The organism is Arthrobacter sp. Leaf337, from assembly GCF_001423745.1.
In the GTDB taxonomy this organism is placed as follows: Bacteria; Actinomycetota; Actinomycetes; order Actinomycetales; family Micrococcaceae; genus Arthrobacter.
On sequence record NZ_LMPC01000001.1, the window covers coordinates 394,051 to 409,788 of the forward strand.

General features: G+C 67.5%; 15 protein-coding genes. 4 read left to right on the top strand and 11 right to left on the bottom strand.

Going from position 1 to position 15,738, the window contains the following annotated elements; genetic code table 11:
• Positions 1–66: 66 nt before the first annotated feature.
• The gene (locus ASF98_RS01730; protein ID WP_055796600.1) at positions 67–483 is read right to left on the bottom strand and encodes an MGMT family protein; all 417 of its coding nucleotides are present in this window, start codon (positions 481–483) and stop codon (positions 67–69) included.
• Between the two features lie 125 nt (positions 484–608).
• Between ASF98_RS01730 and ASF98_RS01735 the strand changes: the two genes are divergently transcribed.
• From ASF98_RS01735 to ASF98_RS01750, 4 genes are all read left to right on the top strand, one after another.
• On the top strand, positions 609–1,367 hold the full coding sequence (locus tag ASF98_RS01735) for a 3'-5' exonuclease (protein WP_055796603.1): 759 nt from the start codon (positions 609–611) through the stop codon (positions 1,365–1,367).
• Between the two features lie 298 nt (positions 1,368–1,665).
• The gene (locus ASF98_RS01740) at positions 1,666–2,760 is read left to right on the top strand and encodes a methionine ABC transporter ATP-binding protein (protein ID WP_055796606.1); all 1,095 of its coding nucleotides are present in this window, start codon (positions 1,666–1,668) and stop codon (positions 2,758–2,760) included.
• Positions 2,757–3,428 (top strand): methionine ABC transporter permease, encoded by a 672-nt coding sequence (locus ASF98_RS01745; protein WP_028272597.1) that lies wholly within the window; start codon positions 2,757–2,759, stop codon positions 3,426–3,428. Before ASF98_RS01740 ends, ASF98_RS01745 begins: the two co-directional genes overlap by 4 nt.
• Positions 3,429–3,587: 159 nt before the next feature.
• Entirely contained in the window at positions 3,588–4,430 is an 843-nt protein-coding gene (locus ASF98_RS01750) for a MetQ/NlpA family ABC transporter substrate-binding protein (RefSeq protein ID WP_055796611.1), read from the top strand.
• A 105-nt stretch (positions 4,431–4,535) separates the two neighbouring features.
• Here ASF98_RS01750 and hemL read toward each other — a convergent pair whose 3' ends face one another.
• The 10 genes from hemL to hemE form a co-directional block, all read right to left on the bottom strand.
• Positions 4,536–5,879, bottom strand: coding sequence for a glutamate-1-semialdehyde 2,1-aminomutase (gene hemL, locus ASF98_RS01755; RefSeq protein WP_055796612.1), 1,344 nt, complete (start codon positions 5,877–5,879; stop codon positions 4,536–4,538).
• A 13-nt stretch (positions 5,880–5,892) separates the two neighbouring features.
• Positions 5,893–6,972 carry an LLM class flavin-dependent oxidoreductase gene (locus ASF98_RS01760; RefSeq protein ID WP_055796615.1) on the bottom strand — a complete coding sequence of 360 codons (1,080 nt, stop codon included), beginning with the start codon at positions 6,970–6,972 and terminating at the stop codon, positions 5,893–5,895.
• On the bottom strand, positions 6,969–7,952 hold the full coding sequence (gene hemB / locus ASF98_RS01765) for a porphobilinogen synthase (RefSeq protein ID WP_055796618.1): 984 nt from the start codon (positions 7,950–7,952) through the stop codon (positions 6,969–6,971). The genes ASF98_RS01760 and hemB overlap by 4 nt, the downstream gene beginning before the upstream one ends.
• Entirely contained in the window at positions 7,949–8,878 is a 930-nt protein-coding gene (locus ASF98_RS01770; RefSeq protein ID WP_082506664.1) for a uroporphyrinogen-III synthase, read from the bottom strand. Before ASF98_RS01770 ends, hemB begins: the two co-directional genes overlap by 4 nt.
• 18 nt (positions 8,879–8,896) lie before the next feature.
• Complete coding sequence (hemC, locus tag ASF98_RS01775; RefSeq protein ID WP_055796620.1) at positions 8,897–9,895, bottom strand: hydroxymethylbilane synthase; 999 nt, start codon at positions 9,893–9,895, stop codon at positions 8,897–8,899.
• On the bottom strand, positions 9,892–11,181 hold the full coding sequence (locus tag ASF98_RS01780) for a ferrochelatase (protein ID WP_055796623.1): 1,290 nt from the start codon (positions 11,179–11,181) through the stop codon (positions 9,892–9,894). The genes hemC and ASF98_RS01780 overlap by 4 nt, the downstream gene beginning before the upstream one ends.
• Positions 11,178–11,903: a hydrogen peroxide-dependent heme synthase gene (gene hemQ / locus ASF98_RS01785; RefSeq protein WP_055796626.1), complete on the bottom strand. Its 726-nt coding sequence runs from the start codon at positions 11,901–11,903 to the stop codon at positions 11,178–11,180. Before hemQ ends, ASF98_RS01780 begins: the two co-directional genes overlap by 4 nt.
• A 100-nt stretch (positions 11,904–12,003) precedes the next feature.
• Positions 12,004–12,951, bottom strand: a complete 948-nt coding sequence (locus ASF98_RS23950; RefSeq protein ID WP_156372240.1) for a hypothetical protein — start codon at positions 12,949–12,951, stop codon at positions 12,004–12,006.
• A gap of 66 nt (positions 12,952–13,017) precedes the next feature.
• Positions 13,018–14,472 carry a protoporphyrinogen oxidase gene (hemG, locus tag ASF98_RS01790; protein WP_055796628.1) on the bottom strand — a complete coding sequence of 485 codons (1,455 nt, stop codon included), beginning with the start codon at positions 14,470–14,472 and terminating at the stop codon, positions 13,018–13,020.
• The gene (gene hemE / locus ASF98_RS01795; RefSeq protein ID WP_055796631.1) at positions 14,473–15,594 is read right to left on the bottom strand and encodes a uroporphyrinogen decarboxylase; all 1,122 of its coding nucleotides are present in this window, start codon (positions 15,592–15,594) and stop codon (positions 14,473–14,475) included.
• Positions 15,595–15,738: the final 144 nt, after the last annotated feature.

The following is a 15,738-nucleotide window of genomic DNA, read 5'->3' on the forward strand; positions in this document are numbered from 1 at the left end:
CGTCTGCTCGCTGGCCGGACTGGATCCGGAGCCCTGCCTGGATCTCCGGGGAGTCGTTAGTAAGTGTCACACAGTCATTTCATCATTCGGGGCGGACATTTTATGGAGCCGCCGCTCCAGCCGTTCGGCAATCAGGTCGATGAGGTCGAAGTCACTGTCCAAGGGCGCCCACCGCGCCTCCGCAAGGTCCACGCGCCACCGTCCTTCGCCGCTCCGGACGAAGTCCAGGTAGCGGCCCAGGAGCGGGGTTCCTTCCTGGAGGTAGTACGTCAGGGCCTCGGCCTCGAGCCCCCGCGGTGCTTCACCGCTCGCCCTCAGGACCCGCCACCAGGGGACGGAGCTGCCGTGGTGGCTCATGACCGCGCCCACCTGCCGCGCACCGCCGGAACCGAGGAGCTCGGATACGTCGCCATACGCCACAACTGATCCCGTAGGGACGAGTTGAACCACGGACAGTACCGCCTCGACATACTCCGTGCGCATGAATCCAGCGTAGCGGTTCCCCGGCACCCGCGAGGCGCCCCGACCGCGAGGCAGCCAGCCCGCCGACGGGCGGCACGCCCGCAGCCTGGCGCAAAACTGTCAGAGGCAGCAGGTAGTTTTGAAGTATGAGCACTAGGAACACCAGCATCAGCACCACCACTGGCAGCACCACCACCGGCACGTGGGACACGCGTCCCCGGGCCGCCTTCGACTTGGAGACCACCGGCCGCAACTCGCGTGCCGCCAGGATCGTCACGGCATCGGTCACCGTGGTGGATGCCGATGGAAGCGTCATCAAGGAGCATGAGTGGCTCGCGGATCCCGGAATCGAGATCCCCGCCGAAGCCAGCGAGGTGCACGGCGTGACCACCGAACGGGCCCGCCAGGAGGGACGCCCGGCCGCGGAAGTGACCCGCGAACTCGCCTCGGTGCTGCAGGGATTGTTCGACGACGGTGTCCCGGTTATTGCGTTCAACGCAAGCTATGACTTCACGGTGCTGGCAGCCGAGTCGGCCCGCTACGGCATTCCGCAACTGGACCGCTTCCCCGTCCTGGATCCCTACATCATGAACAAGCAGGTGGACCGGTACCGCAAGGGTAAGAGGACGCTGACAGCACTCTGCGAAGAATACGAGGTCAACCTCGACAACGCCCACACGTCCGCAGCGGACGCCCTCGCGACGCTCCGGATGCTGGACGCCATGGCCGGTAAGTTCCCGAAACTCCGGATGGCCGCCGGTCAGCTCCATCAGCTGCAGGTGGGCTGGGCGGCCAGCCAGGCAGCGGACTTCCAGACGTATCTCCGCAAGACCAAGCCCGCCGCCGTGATCGAAGGCGAATGGCCGGTCCTCCCGCCCGAAGACGCCAGCGGGGGCGACTTCTAACCGGCCGTACAAAACCCGGACAAGCCCGGCCCTCCAGGGAAAAGGCCACAGTCTGGGACGAGGATCACAGTTCCCGGCAGGGTCACTGGCCGGCGCAGGCGGCCGGTGCAATTTTTGTCTGTCACAGCACGGCCGCACGAGCAACGCGGCATTGGGGTTGCGTCGGAACTTAATGCGGCAGCAAAGTCAATGCGCCGAAGAAACTGCGGAAGTGACTCGCCAAGGGCACCGCTGACATAATTAAGTTCAAAAGCGTGCTTGTGCTATGCCCTGCCCGAGGCCAACCTCCTGAGGATAAATGATCACAGTTACCGACCTGCGAAAGGTCTACCGCCAGGGGAAGAAGGAAGTGGTGGCCCTCGACGGTGTCACCCTTTCCGTTCCCAAAGGTTCCATTCACGGAATCATTGGCCATTCAGGCGCCGGGAAATCGACCCTGGTGCGTTGCCTGACGCTGCTGGATCGTCCGACGTCGGGGTCCGTCAGCATTGACGGCACGGAACTAAGCTCCGTCAGGGACTCCGAAATCCGTGCTGCCCGGCGCCGCATCGGCATGGTGTTCCAGCATGCGAACCTCATGGACTCCCGCACTGCGGCCGGCAACGTGGCGCATCCCCTGGAGCTGGTCAAGACGCCGAAGGACAAGATCCGGGCCAAGGTTGCTGACTTGCTGTCCCTCGTGGGCCTGGAAGGGTTTGAAAACGCCTACCCCTCCCAACTTTCCGGCGGGCAGCGCCAGCGCGTCGGCATCGCCCGGGCACTTGCCGCCGAGCCCGACGTCCTGTTGTGCGATGAGCCCACCTCTGCCCTGGACCCTGCGACCACTGATGAAATCCTCGACCTGATCCAGGACCTCACAAAGCGTTTGCAGCTCACCGTCCTCATCATCACGCACGAAATGAACGTCGTGAAGCGTGTCTGCGACTCGGTGTCCCTCCTGTCCAAGGGCCGCATCATCGAGCACGGGGCGCTCAAAGACGTGGCCGGGGATCTCGAGAGCAAGCTGGCCAAGGCACTCCTGCCGCTCCCGGCCTCAGAGCCCCTTAAGGGTGCGCTGCAGGGCGGACCGGTCCTGGAAATCCTGTTCGCCGGTGACAACGCCAAAGAACCTGTCCTCACCGGTGTTGCACGGCACTTCGACATCGACCTCAATGTCCTCGCCGGCAGCGTCGAGACGCTGGGCGGCCAGCAGTTCGGGCACCTCCGTGTGCAGCTCGCCGAGAATGCGGATTACGACGCCGTCCTCGCCTACCTCCACCAGCGCGGAATAGGCGCCAAACTGGCGGGGACGAAAACAACAGCCAGCGACGCCGTGGATCTTGACGCTGTGGATCTGGATGATGCTGATTTGGATAAAACTCAATTGGGCGACGCGGCGGGAAGGAACTCATGAACGACATCTTCAGCAACCCCGTCCTCGCGAAGGCGCTGCCCGAAGCCATCGTTGAAACACTGCAGATGGTCGGAATTTCGGCCTTCTTCACTGTGCTGGTGGGCCTGCCCCTGGGCGTCTTCCTACACGTCACGGCGCCGGGCGGACTGCGCCCGATGCCCGTCACCAACCGGATTATGAGCGACGTCATCGTCAACATCACCCGGTCCATCCCGTTCGCCATCCTGATGGTTGCGCTCATTCCGCTGGCCCGCCTGCTGACCGGCACGAGCCTTGGGCCCATTGCGGCGTCAGTCTCGCTGTCCATTGGCACCATCCCCTTCTTTGCCCGCCTGGTGGAGACATGCCTCCGGGACGTCCACCATGGCAAGATCGACGCCGCCCAGGTCATGGGTTCCACCAAAATGCAGGTCATCAACAAGGTGATGCTGCGCGAATCGCTCCCGGCCCTGGTAGCCGCCACAACCACCACCGTGGTCACGCTGGTTGGATACTCGGCCATGGCCGGCCTGGTGGGCGGCGGCGGACTCGGGAAGCTGGCGTACAACTACGGCTTCCAGCGATTCGATGTCACGGTCATGATCGTCACCATCGTCCTGATCATCGTCCTCGTTCAGGTCATCCAGCTGGTCGGCGAGCAGATCGCCCGTAGCCTCGACCACCGCTAGGCCTGCACCACCGCCGGGCCAACACCACCAACCAGCCGTCGTCCAACGGGCACGGCAATCTTCACCGCAGCAGGTAGCCGCCCGCTGCATCTGTGCCGGAGACGGCGCCGGGCGCAAGCCCGCCGTCGAACTCCCAGCAATTCGAAAGGAACGCATTCGATGCGTAAATCACTCTCCCTCCTGGCCACCGGTATCGTCACCGCACTGGCCCTGACGGCCTGCGGCGGTTCCTCCAGCCCCAGCGCCGAAACCACGGCCCTTGACCCGGCCAAGCCCGCCACCCTGACCGTCGGTGCAAGCCCGGTCCCGCAGGCCAAGATCCTGGAATTCCTCAACGAGGACCTCGCGCCCAAGGCCGGCCTGAAGCTGGACATCAAGGAGATCGAGGACTACCAGACTCCGAACACCGCCCTGAGCGACGGTTCGCTGGACGCCAACTACTACCAGCACCTCCCCTGGTACGAAGACCAGGTCAAGACCAAGGGCTACAAGTTCGGCCACGGCGAAGGCGTCCACATCGAGCCTTACGCCGCCTTCTCCGAGAAGGTCAAGGACATCAAGGACATCAAGGAAGGCGCCAAGGTCGCCATCACCAACGACCCCTCCAACCAGGTCCGGGCGCTGAAGGTCCTCCAGGTTGCCGGCCTCGTCAAGGACATCAAGGACGATTCCTCGGTGCTGACCCTCACCGACGAGCAGAACCCCAAGAAGCTGAAGTTCTCGGAGAACCAGCCCGAACTCCTGATCAACGACCTCAAGGACCCGTCCGTGGACCTGGCCCTGATCAACGGCAACTTCATCCTGAAGGCCGGTCTCAGCACCAAGGACGCCCTCGCCGTGGAGTCCGTGGAAAACAACCCCTACGCCAACTTCCTGGCCTGGCGTGAAGACTCCAAGGATGACGTCCGCATTAAGAAGCTGGACGAGCTCCTGCACTCCCCCGAGGTCAAGGCCTTCATCGAAAAGGAATGGCCCAACGGTGACGTGACGGTGGCCTTCTAAGCCTTCCGCTTCACAGCATTAGCAAGAAATCCCCGCCTCCCGGACGTTTCCCCTTCGCTTTTAGCGGGGATTCGTCCGGGAGGCGGGGATTTCTGTTGTGAGCCGTTACAGCCCGGCAGGCACCTCTGCCGACGCAGCAGCGCGGGCCGCCGCAGGGAGCGCCTCGAAGATCCGGTTCATGGCGGCGTCGTCGTGTGCCGCGGACAGGAACCACGCTTCGAAGACCGACGGCGGCAGGTAGACGCCGGAGTCCAGCATCGAGTGGAAGAACGGCGCGTAGCGGAACACTTCCTGGCCCTGGGCGTCGCCATAGTTGTGGACGCCCCGGGCCGACGTGCCAAAGGCCACCGAGAAGAGGTTTCCTGCCCGCTGGATGGAGTGGTCCACGCCGGCGGCGTCCAAGGCCGAGGACAGCGCCCCGGAAAGCTCCAGGGAGCGTGCATCGATAAACGAGTAGACCTCGGGGGTGGCGTGGGTCAGTGTGGCAACGCCGGCGGCCATGGCCACCGGGTTTCCGGACAGCGTTCCCGCCTGGTACACGGGGCCGAGCGGCGCGAGGTAGTCCATGATGTCGGCACGGCCGCCGAGGGCCGCCGTCGGCATGCCGCCGCCGATGACCTTGCCGAAGGTCAGCAGGTCAGGGCTCCACGGCTCGGCGGCGCCGGCCGCGCCGCCGGTGAGGCCCCAGTAGCCCGAGTAGCCCGTACGGAAGCCGGTCAGGACTTCGTCCACGATGAGCAGGGCACCGTGGTCGCGGGTGATCCGCGATAGTCCGGCGTTGAACCCCTCGCCGGGCGTGACCACTCCCATGTTGGCCGGAGCCGCCTCCGTGATGACGGCGGCGATGTTGCTGCCGTGCGCGGCGAACGCGGCCTCCACGGCGGCGAGGTCGTTGTACGGCAGCACCAGGGTTTCGGCGGCGGTGGCCGCGGTGACGCCGGCGGAACCGGGCAGCGCCAGGGTGGCCACGCCGGATCCGGCCGCGGCAAGGAGTCCGTCGAGGTGGCCGTGGTAGCAGCCGGCAAACTTGATAATCAGGTCGCGGCCGGTGAAGCCGCGGGCCAGGCGGACGGCGGTCATGGTGGCTTCGGTGCCGGTGGACACCATCCGGACGCGTTCGGCGGCGGGGACGCGTTCCCTGACGATCGCGGCAAGGTTGGCTTCGTCCGGGGTGGAGGCACCGAACGAGAGCCCGCGGTCCACGGCGGCGTGGACTGCTTCGAGCACGGCGGGGTGGGCGTGCCCCAGCAGCGCGGGACCCCAGGAGCACACCAGGTCCACGTACTCGGCACCGTCCGCGTCCGTCAGGTACGGGCCCTTGGCGGACACCATGAACCGCGGAGTCCCGCCCACGGAACCGAAGGCCCGGACGGGAGAGTTGACGCCGCCCGGCATGAGCTGGCGTGCACGGTCGAAGAGTTCCTCATTGCGAGGCGAGCTGGAAGTCATGGTTCCTATTCTTTCAGTTTGCGGGTGCATGCCCGGACAGGAGCTTGGCCACACGGGGCGCCACCTCGGTGCCCAGCAGCTCAATGGACCGCATCATGGCCTTGTGGGGCAGGGAGCCGCTGCTGTACTTGAAGTCGAAGCGGTCCACGCCCAGGTTCTGCTTGAGCAGGACGATCTTCCGCGCCACCGTTTCCGGCGATCCCACGTAGAGCGCGCCTTCGGGGGTGCACATGGCATCGAATTCCCGCCGTCCGCCCGGGCCCCAGCCGCGTTCCGCGCCGATCCTGTTCCGCAGCTCCAGCCAGTGCGGGAAGAACTCCTCGCGGGCTTCCTCGTCCGTTTCGGCCACATGCCCGGGCGAGTGCGTGGCCACCTGCTGCATCGGATGCCCGTACTTGGCCATGGCCTCGCGGTAGAGGTTGGCCAGCGGCGCGAACGACCGGGGTTCCCCGCCGATGATCGCGAAAATGATGGGGTAGCCGTATTCCGCGCAGCGCAGCACCGACTCCGGGGTTCCGCCCACGCCGATCCAGGCCGGCAGGAGGTGGTGCTCCAGCGGCGGATAGACGCTCAGCCCGTTGATGGCCGGACGGGTGCGCCCTTCCCAGTGAACGGGCTTCTGTGCACGGACCTTGTCAAAGAGTTCCAGCTTTTCCTCGAACAGGACCTCGTAGTCGGCAAGGTCCAGGCCGAACAGCGGAAACGATTCGACGAAGGACCCGCGGCCCAGCATGACTTCGGCGCGGCCGTTGGAGATGGCATCCACCGTGGAGAAACGCTGGAAGACGCGGATCGGGTCGTCCGAACTCAGCACGGTCACCGCGGACCCCAGCCGGATGTGCTTGGTCCGGGCCGCGGCGGCGGCCAGGAACACCTCGGGGGCCGAGACGGCGAAGTCCCGGCGGTGGTGCTCCCCCACACCAAAGGCGTGGAGTCCGACGTCGTCCGCCAGCTCTGCCTGTTCCAGCAGCTGGCGCAGCACTAGCGCATGAGGCACCGGATGCCCGTCGGGGTAGGACCCGACGTCGCCGAACGTGTTCAGCCCGAGCAGGACCTTCCCCGGGCCGACGGGGGCAGTGGGGCTGTCGCTCATTTCGACTCCTTCAGCCAGCCGGCGAGCTCGGACGCCCAGTAGGTCAGGACCATGTTGGCTCCGGCCCGTTTGATGCCGAGGACCGATTCGGTGATGGCGGCACGGCGGTCTATCCAGCCGTTGGCGGCGGCCGCCTCGATCATGGAGTATTCCCCCGAGATCTGGTAGGCGGCCACGGGCACGGTGCTCATGGCGGCGACGTCGGCGAGGATGTCGAGGTAGCTCATGGCGGGCTTGACCATGACCAGGTCGGCGCCTTCGGCCAGGTCCAGCTCCACCTCGAGGATGGCTTCGCGGCGGTTGGCGGCGTCCATCTGGTACGTGCGCCGGTCCCCCTTGAGCTGCGAATCCACAGCTTCGCGGAAGGGGCCGTAGAACGCGGAGGCGTATTTCGCGGCGTACGCCACCACAGCCGTATTTGTGTGTCCGGCGTCCTCCAGTGCCTGCCGGATCACGCCGATCTGCCCGTCCATCATTCCCGACGGGCCCAGCATGTGCGCCCCGGCATCAGCCTGCGCTACGGCCATCGCCGCGTAGATTTCCAGCGTTGCGTCGTTGTCCACGTACCCGTCGGAGTCGAGGACGCCACAGTGGCCGTGGTCCGTGAATTCGTCCAGGCAGACGTCGCTCATGACCACCAGGTCATCGCCCACCTCCGTGCGGACGTCCCGGATCGCCTTGTTGAGGACGCCGTCGGGGTCCAGGGATGCCGTGCCGCGCGCATCGCGTTCGGCCGGAATGCCGAATAGCATGATACCGCCGACGCCCAGCTCCACGGCCTCGGCCGCAGCCCTCTTCAGGGAATCGGTGGTGTGCTGCACCACGCCGGGCATGGACGCGATGGGGTTGGGTTCCGTGAGCCCCTCCCGGATGAACGCGGGAAGGATCAGTTCGGGCGCCGCCAGCCTGTGTTCGGCCGTCATCCGGCGCATGGCCGGGGTGGTGCGGAGCCGGCGGGGGCGATGGGTCGGGAAGCTCATGTTCTGTCCTTCACGGGGGTCTCAGGGGCGGGCGGTGGTGGTGTGGAATGTCCTGGTGCCAGCGCTTGCACGACGGCGGACACCAGGCCGGACGCTGTTGGCTCCTCGGCGACGGCGGCCACCGGCAGCCCCAGCGATGCGGCCTCAGCTGCCGTCGAACGCCCGATCGCCACGAACCGGCAGTCACCCAGGGGCGACAGCCCCGCATGGATCCGGCGGGCGGCGCTGGGTGAAGCGGCGACGACGGCGTGCAGCCGCCCGGCGGCAAGCTCGGTTTTCGCTTCGGCCGGAGTAAGCACCTCAGTTCCGGGCTGAGCGACGGCGGCGGATGCCTCCGTTGTGAAGCTACGGGCCGGATCCGCCGGGTAATCCACCGTGTGGTAGGCAGTCACTGCCTGGACGCTGGCACCGAGTGCTTCCAACCCGTCGGCCAGCCTGCCGTCCGCGATGTCCGCCTGCGGAAGGAACACGCTGCCCTGGTCCTGCGGCCAGATGTCCAGGAGCCCGACGCCGGACTGAAGCCGGGCAGGCGCAAGGTCGACCGTGACCCCGCGTGATTCAAGTTCACGCCGCGTGGCGGGCCCGATGGTGGCCACCTGGACGGAGCCGGGCAGCCATCGGCTCAGCGTGCTGCCCCGTTCCCGGGCGAGTTCCTCGAGCGCCTGGACGGTGGTCACACTGCTGATCACCAGCCAGCTGTAGGCGCCTGCCCCCAGCGCGTCGAAGGCGACTTCCAGGGAATGCAGGTCCCTGGCCCGTTCAAAATCGATCAGCGGGAGCAGTAGCGGCTCGGCGCCGGTTTCCCGCAGGGCGGCGAGGAGGGCCGCTGCCCGGTCCGGGCTGCGGGTGACCAGGACGCGGGCACCCTCCAGCACCCGCGGCCCTGGGTCGCCCTCAGCGCGGCGGGCACTGCGTCGTCCCATCATGTGGCGGGCTCCGCCGGTTCAGGAAGCGGCAAGGTCCGCGATGTCGGCTGCGCCGGCCGCCAGCAGCACCTCGGCAAGTTCGATGCCGAGAAGCGTGGCGCCCACCTCGGTGAGCCCGTCTGTTGCCCGCTTGTCGCGGACGGAGGCTTTCCCGTCGACAGCGCAGACCGCGGCCTCCAGGTACAGCATGCTTCCCTTGCGGAACGCGTAGGCACCCACCGGAGCCGCGCAGCCTGCCTCCAGCCGGGCCAGGAGTGCCCGCTCGGCCGTGACCGCCAGCCTGGTGTCGGTGTCATCGAGCGCTGCCAGCGCCTGCGCCAGCGGCCCCTGGGAGCCCTCGGTGGACCCGGCTTTCCGCGGCGCATCAGCGGTGCGGCATTCGATGGCCAGTGAGCCCTGGCCGGCGGCCGGAAGCATCACATCCGTTTCGAGGTATTCGCTGATGGTGTCCAGCCGGCCGATGCGCTCAAGGCCGGCAGCCGCAAGCACGACGGCGTCGAGGTCGCAGGATTTCCCGTCCACCACGGCGTCGGTCGAGTTGCCCGGCAGGCCGGGGACACGGCCCAGCCGGGTGTCCACGTTGCCACGGATGTCAACGACGTCCAGGTCTGGACGGGCGGCGCGGAGCTGCGCTGCCCGGCGCGGGGAACCGGTACCCACCCGGGCGCCCTGCGGCAGGTCGGCCAGTTTGAAACCGTTGCGTGCACAGAGCACGTCGCGGACGTCCACGCGCTTTGGCGTTGCAGCGAGGGTCAGTCCGGGAGCGGCTCCGGTGGGCAGGTCCTTGAGCGAGTGCACGGCAACATCGCACTGGTCCCGCAGCAGCGCATCGCGCAAGGCAGCAACGAACACACCTGTGCCGCCCATCTGCGAGAGCGAGCCGGTCAGGACGTCCCCGTCGGTCCTGATGTGCACGAGTTCCACGGGGAAACCGCCAATGGCGGCAAGCTGGTCCGCCGTCTGCTGGGTCTGGGTGAGCGCCAGCTTGCTGGCGCGCGTCCCGATGCGGACTGTCACAGCGATTCCTGTCCCGCCGCCTGTGCAGCCGGGGCGGCAGCAGGGTCCGAGGGGTAGGTGTCGTGGCCCGTTCCGACGGTGGTGTCCGCTCCTGCGATGGTGGGCTTCTCGCCCCGGAAGTTGGCGCAGCAGCCCGGGCGGCAGACGTCGTACCAGGGGCCGAGGTCGGTCAGGTGGGGCCTGTCGGCAATGTTGTTCGCGGCAGTGCGCTCACAGATCAGGTCCACGATGCCGCCCACGAACTTGCGGTGCGTGCCGGGGGTGGGCACCCGGGTTGCTGCGAGGCCGTGGTTCCGGCAGGTCTCCAGCGCTTCGGTGTCCAGGTCCCAGACAACCTCCATGTGGTCGCTGACGAAGCCAAGGGGCACTATTACGATTCCCTTGACGCCCTGGCCGGCGAGTTCCTCGATGGCGTCGTTGATGTCCGGTTCGAGCCACGGAACGTGCGGGGCGCCGGAGCGGGACTGGTAAACGAGCGACCACGGGGCGGTGTCACCGGTTTCCTCCTCGACCCGGCGGATCACCTCGGCGCCGGATGCCAGGTGCTGGGCCACATAGGCCGAGCCCTCAGCGAACTGGCGCGGCTCGTCCTCGGAACGTCCGGCGGCTTCGGCGTCACGCGTGGGAATGGAGTGGGTGGCGAACAGGATGTGAACGGGTGCGGCCGGGGTGCCGGCGGCGGCCAGCTGGGCGCGGACGTCGGCCAGGCCGGCGGCGGTGCCTTCGATGAACGGTTCCACGAAGCCGGGGTGGTCGAAGTACTGGCGGACCTTGTCCACTTCCAGCTTTCCGTCCAGGCCGGTGGAGGTCAGCGCAAGGCCGATATCTTCGCGGTACTGGCGGCAGCTGGAGTAGCACGAGTAGGCGCTCGTGGTGACCATCAGGACCTTGCGGTGGCCGGCGTCGTACACGTCCTGCAGGGTCTGCGGGATGTAAGGGTCCCAGTTCCGGTTACCCCAGAAGACGGGCAAGTCGATGCCGCGGGCGGAAAGTTCGGCTTCGATACCGGCCTTGAGGGCACGGTTCTGCTGGTTGATCGGGCTGATGCCGCCATTGGCCCGGTAGTGGTGCGAGACCTCTTCGAGCCGTTCGTCCGGGATGCCGCGGCCACGGGTGACGTTGCGCAGGAACGGGATGACGTCGTCCTGGCCTTCGGGGCCGCCGAACGAGGCGAGGAGGACGGCGTCGTACTCCTTTGGCGCCATCCGGCCGGCTTCGGTGACCGGGTTGACGGCGGTGCTGGTGGCTGCCGAGCCAGGCGCTTCCTGAGATTCGAGCGGGCTCATGCGAGGACCTCGGCGATCTCCCCGGCGGTGACCCGCCGGCCGGTGTAGAACGGGATTTCTTCACGGACGTGGTGCCGGGCCTCGGTGGCGCGCAGGTGGCGCATCAGGTCAACGAGGTCCACCAGCTCGGGGGCCTCGAGGCCGAGGATCCATTCCCAGTCGCCCAGGGCGAAGGACGAAACGGTGTTGGAGATGACCTGCGGGAAGTCGCGGCCCAGCATTCCGTGGTCGCGCAGCATGGCGCCGCGCTCGGCGTCGGGCAGGAGGTACCACTCGTAGGAGCGGACGAACGGGTAAACGCAGAGCCACTCGGCGGGTTCCACGCCGCGGGAGAACGCGGGCGTGTGGTTCTTGGCGAATTCGGCCTCGCGGTGCACACCCATGGCGGACCAGGCGATCTCAGTGCCGGCAAAGAGGCTGCTGCGGCGGATCTCGCGGACGGCCTGCTGCAGCGCCTCGGGCTTGGGGCCGTGGAGCCACACCATAATGTCCGCATCTGCACGCATGCCCGAAACGTCGTAGCTGCCGCGGTGGACTACCCCGGCATCCGCAAGGCGGCCCAGCAGCGCTTCGAATTCGATGGCAGCATCGCCGCTGCGCTGGACGTTCGAGGAGCGCTTGAAAACCGTCCAGAGGGTGAAGAACTGCTCTGTTTCTTCGGCTGCTGATTTTCCGGCTACTGATTCGGTTTTACTGACAGATTCGGCAGAAGTGTGGCTCATAGTTACCAGTCTGCCCTTCGGTGCCGCCTAAGTCGAAACCGAACTGTTCTACAACGTGTAGAAGTGCTTAATTTCACAGGTCCTACAACCCGCAACTGACTCAGATCCGGCGCATCCGCACGTAGGCCACCCCGGCGGCGCAGGCCAGCGCGACCAGCCCGGCACCCCACCAGACCTGGGGCGACAAGTCGCCCATCGGCGAGACGCTCACGGCAGACCGCATCACCGGTGCGCTCGAGACACCGTAGCCGGGTCCGGACAGCGGCATGACGCCTGCCGACGTCAATATGGCCATGTTGGCAGGACCGTACCTGTTCGTGGTTGTCCAAGCCGACGCCGGAGCAGTGGTCGCGGACCCTCCCGCCCGGCTGCCGGTCGCCGGCATCGTTACGCCAGTCGCCGGCACTTTCGCGGACGTGCCGGGAGCGGTTAGTGCCGTTCCCGGAGCGGCCGGTGCGGCACTTCCGGGCAGCGACGGGCTTGGCGCCCCGGGAGTACCAGCAGGAGCCGCTCCGGTGGCGGGAACAGGCGCGGCCGGCGCCTGTGCCGGACCGGTGGACGGGCCTGCAGCCCCGCTCGCGGGAGCCGGTGCTGGCGTGCCCGACGGCGCACCGCTTTCGGAGGGAGACGGTGACGGCGTCTCCGGGTCCGGTGACGGCGACGGCGTCTCCGGGTCGGGCGACGGTGAAGGCGTCACCGGGTCGGTCGTCGGAGACGGCGACGGCGACGGCTGCGACCGTTGTCCGGGCGGCGTCTGCTTGCCGGTGCCCGGTGCGGGCGGGCGGGCTGGATCGCCTTTGGGTCCCAGGACCACGGATGCCCAGATATCCAGCGGGAGAGCACCCGCTTCCACGGAAGCCGTCGTGGCGGCGTCAGCGCCGTCTGTGGTGTCCGGAGCCGGGACCAGGGATACAGCGTTGGATGCAGGAACACCTGCGGAAAGGACTAGTACCGCTCCGAGCGCCGCTGCTGCCGTGCCGCGCCGAAGACCCCCATGGAAACCAGTCAGCGTTCGAGTTTCTTCGGACTTCTGAATGACCATAGTCATCGACCCTAGCCAGAAATTCGTGCCATTTGAAACTTGCAAAGAAGCCCTGAACGCGGTACCCGCGGGCTAGTGGAGGCTGTCCGCGACCTGTTTTTTGGTGTCGGCCACAACCGCTGCCAGGCCGTTGCCCGCCAACCACCCGCCCACCATCACGAGGCTTCCGTCAGCAGCGCAGACCCTGCGGACTTCCGCCACCCGCTGCCGATGGCCCACGGCTGCGAACGGCAAAACACCGCCCCAGCTGACGACATCCCAATCAAGCACGTCATCGGCCGTGACAGGCACTGTCAGCAGTGCCGACGCATCCCGTAAGGCCGCATCAAGCAGGGCACGGTCACCCTCGCGGGAGCCGGCTCCGACAGGTGCGATGGCACCCTCTGCAGGGAGGCGCTCACCCCGGCCGTATGACAGCCGGACGACGTGGGTCCCCGGCCCCGCCGCGGCCGCCAGCCAGTCCCATTTGGCGGTGGCGTGGGTCAAGGCCTTGGCCTCGATGCCGGGTGTCTGCGGAGCCACCAGGATGCCCGTTCCGCGCGGCCGGCGGTCCAGTTCCGGAAGGTCAACAACAAGTGTCACAAGCTTTACGTCCGGACCGGCAGCCGGACGATGCCCGGCCAGGTCAGGCACGGCATCCTGCAGCAGCCCGACGGCGGACGGGCCATCAAGGGCAACTACCAGCAGGCCGGTGTCGTACGTTTGTTCCCCCGCCGAAACCCGCCAACCGTCAGCTGTCCTGGCCACAGACTCTGCCGGGGTTCCGGTCAGGAGCGTCACGCCGCGCCGGCGCAGCTCCGCCACGAGGGCGCTGATCATGGTGTGCATGCCGCCGTGGAGGCCGGCGACGGCGGATCCCGCCTTGGCGCCCTGCGCCGGGATCCCCCGGCGCTGGGCCGCGACAGCGGCGGCCAGGGAGCCGTGGGCCTTGATTCCGTCGCGGAGCCCGGGCGCCACCATGTCCACGTCGAGGAGCGCGGGATCTGCGGAATGCACGCCGCCCACCACCGGCTCGACCAGCCGTTCCAGAACGCGGCGGCCCATCCGCTGCCTGACCAGGGCCGAGACACTGGTGATGCCCGCGCGGGTCCCCGCGGAAGCCGGCAGGAGCCTGTCCAGGGAAGCCCGGAGGGAGCCGGCCAGTCCCAGCGTCCGCCGCACTTCGGGGTCCCACGGGTTGGCCGGAATGCCCAGGACGCCGGTTTTGGGGAGTTCACGGGCGCCTTCGGGGAGCTGGACCCAGGCACCGCCGGGATGGGGCGCCACGATATTGCCGGCGATGCCGAGTTCTGCCGCGAGGTCCGCAACGGCGTTTGTGCGGGTGGCGAAGGACTCGGCTCCGCTGTCCAGCGTCAGGCCGCCCACCACATGGCTGCCCACGCAGCCACCCCAGGCTTCGCTGGCTTCCAGGACGGTGACGTGCCTGCCGGCTTTGGCAAGCTCAAGGGCGGCGAGCAGGCCGGAAACGCCGCCTCCCACCACCACGGCCGTAGTAACGGACGCTTCCGGCGTGGCTGCGCTCACCATTTACTCCGGGGAAATCGAGTGAATGAGTTCGACGACGCGCGTCAGGACGTCGGGGTCGGTCTCCGGCGGCACGCCGTGGCCCAGGTTCAGGACGTGGCCGGGGGCGGAGGATCCGGCCCGGATGACCTCCCGCACGTGCGCTTCGAGGACTGCCCACGGAGCTGACAGCAGGGCGGGGTCGATGTTGCCCTGCAGCGGGACGGTGCCGCCCAGCCGGCGGTTGGCTTCGTCCAGCGGCAGCCGGTAGTCAACGCCCACAACGTCGACGCCGACGTCGCGCATGGCCACCAGGAGCTCGGAGGTTCCGGTGCCGAAGTGGATCAGCGGTGCACCGAGGTGCCGGACGTGGTCCAGCGCACGGGCAGAGGCCGGGGCCACGAAGCGCTCGTAGTCGGCCAGCCCCAGCGAGCCCGCCCAGGAGTCGAACAGCTGGCCTGCAGAAGCGCCGGCTTCCAGCTGGGCGCGAAGGAACATGCCTGAGGCGTCGGCAGCCCAGTTGGCCAGGGCAGTCCAGGTTTCGGGGTCGGCGTGCATCATCGTGCGCGGGCCGAGGTGGTCGCGGGAGGGCTTGCCCTCAACCATGTACGCGGCGAGGGTAAAGGGCGCACCCGCGAAACCGATCAGCGGCGTTTTGCCCAGCTGCGCAACGGTAAGGCGGACGGCTTCCCGGATCGGCTCCAGCGCTTCCCAGGTCAGCTGCGGGAGTGCCGCGACGTCCTCGGCAGTGCGGACCGGCTTGTCCAGGACCGGACCAACGCCCGGAACGATGTCCACGCCCACCCCGGCCAGTTTCAACGGAATCACGATGTCCGAGAAGAAAATTGCGGCGTCGACGTCGTGCCGGCGCACGGGCTGCAGCGTGATCTCGGAGGCCAGCTCGGGACGCAGGCAGGAATCCAGCATGGCCACGCCTTCGCGCACCTTCAGGTATTCCGGCAGGGAACGGCCGGCCTGCCGCATGAACCAGACGGGTCGACGGGACGGCTTACCGCCGCGGTAGGCGGTGATGAGCGGCGAATCAGCCGTGCGGCCGTCCATCAGCGGGTGTCCTGCATCCAGGGTGGCATCGGTGAACGGGGCGTCGGAGACCGTTCCGTTGGACGTTGCAGCGCTTGAAGTCATGATTTCGATTGTCCCTAAAGTCGCGCCGAAAAGATAACGACAGGCTGTCATCCGGGGCCGGCCACGGCCCTCCGTGGCAGGAATCACAGGCCGCCGTGGGGTTCACCACGGTGCTTTGTTGTTCTACGCCGCGACGTAAAAGCT

Bases quoted from the DNA above. Each gene is read 5' to 3' on its own strand.
- ASF98_RS01750 (WP_055796611.1), top strand. From the start codon at position 3,588: ATGCGTAAATCACTCTCCCTCCTGGCCACCGGTATCGTCACCGCACTG.
- ASF98_RS01770 (WP_082506664.1), bottom strand. From the start codon at position 8,878: ATGATGGGACGACGCAGTGCCCGCCGCGCTGAGGGCGACCCAGGGCCG.
- ASF98_RS23950 (WP_156372240.1), bottom strand. From the start codon at position 12,951: ATGACTATGGTCATTCAGAAGTCCGAAGAAACTCGAACGCTGACTGGT.
- ASF98_RS01745 (WP_028272597.1), top strand. From the start codon at position 2,757: ATGAACGACATCTTCAGCAACCCCGTCCTCGCGAAGGCGCTGCCCGAA.
- ASF98_RS01730 (WP_055796600.1), bottom strand. From the start codon at position 483: ATGCGCACGGAGTATGTCGAGGCGGTACTGTCCGTGGTTCAACTCGTC.
- ASF98_RS01760 (WP_055796615.1), bottom strand. From the start codon at position 6,972: ATGAGCGACAGCCCCACTGCCCCCGTCGGCCCGGGGAAGGTCCTGCTC.
- ASF98_RS01740 (WP_055796606.1), top strand. From the start codon at position 1,666: ATGATCACAGTTACCGACCTGCGAAAGGTCTACCGCCAGGGGAAGAAG.
- hemQ (WP_055796626.1), bottom strand. From the start codon at position 11,903: ATGAGCCACACTTCTGCCGAATCTGTCAGTAAAACCGAATCAGTAGCC.
- hemE (WP_055796631.1), bottom strand. From the start codon at position 15,594: ATGACTTCAAGCGCTGCAACGTCCAACGGAACGGTCTCCGACGCCCCG.
- hemG (WP_055796628.1), bottom strand. From the start codon at position 14,472: ATGGTGAGCGCAGCCACGCCGGAAGCGTCCGTTACTACGGCCGTGGTG.
- ASF98_RS01780 (WP_055796623.1), bottom strand. From the start codon at position 11,181: ATGAGCCCGCTCGAATCTCAGGAAGCGCCTGGCTCGGCAGCCACCAGC.
- hemL (WP_055796612.1), bottom strand. From the start codon at position 5,879: ATGACTTCCAGCTCGCCTCGCAATGAGGAACTCTTCGACCGTGCACGC.
- hemB (WP_055796618.1), bottom strand. From the start codon at position 7,952: ATGAGCTTCCCGACCCATCGCCCCCGCCGGCTCCGCACCACCCCGGCC.
- ASF98_RS01735 (WP_055796603.1), top strand. From the start codon at position 609: ATGAGCACTAGGAACACCAGCATCAGCACCACCACTGGCAGCACCACC.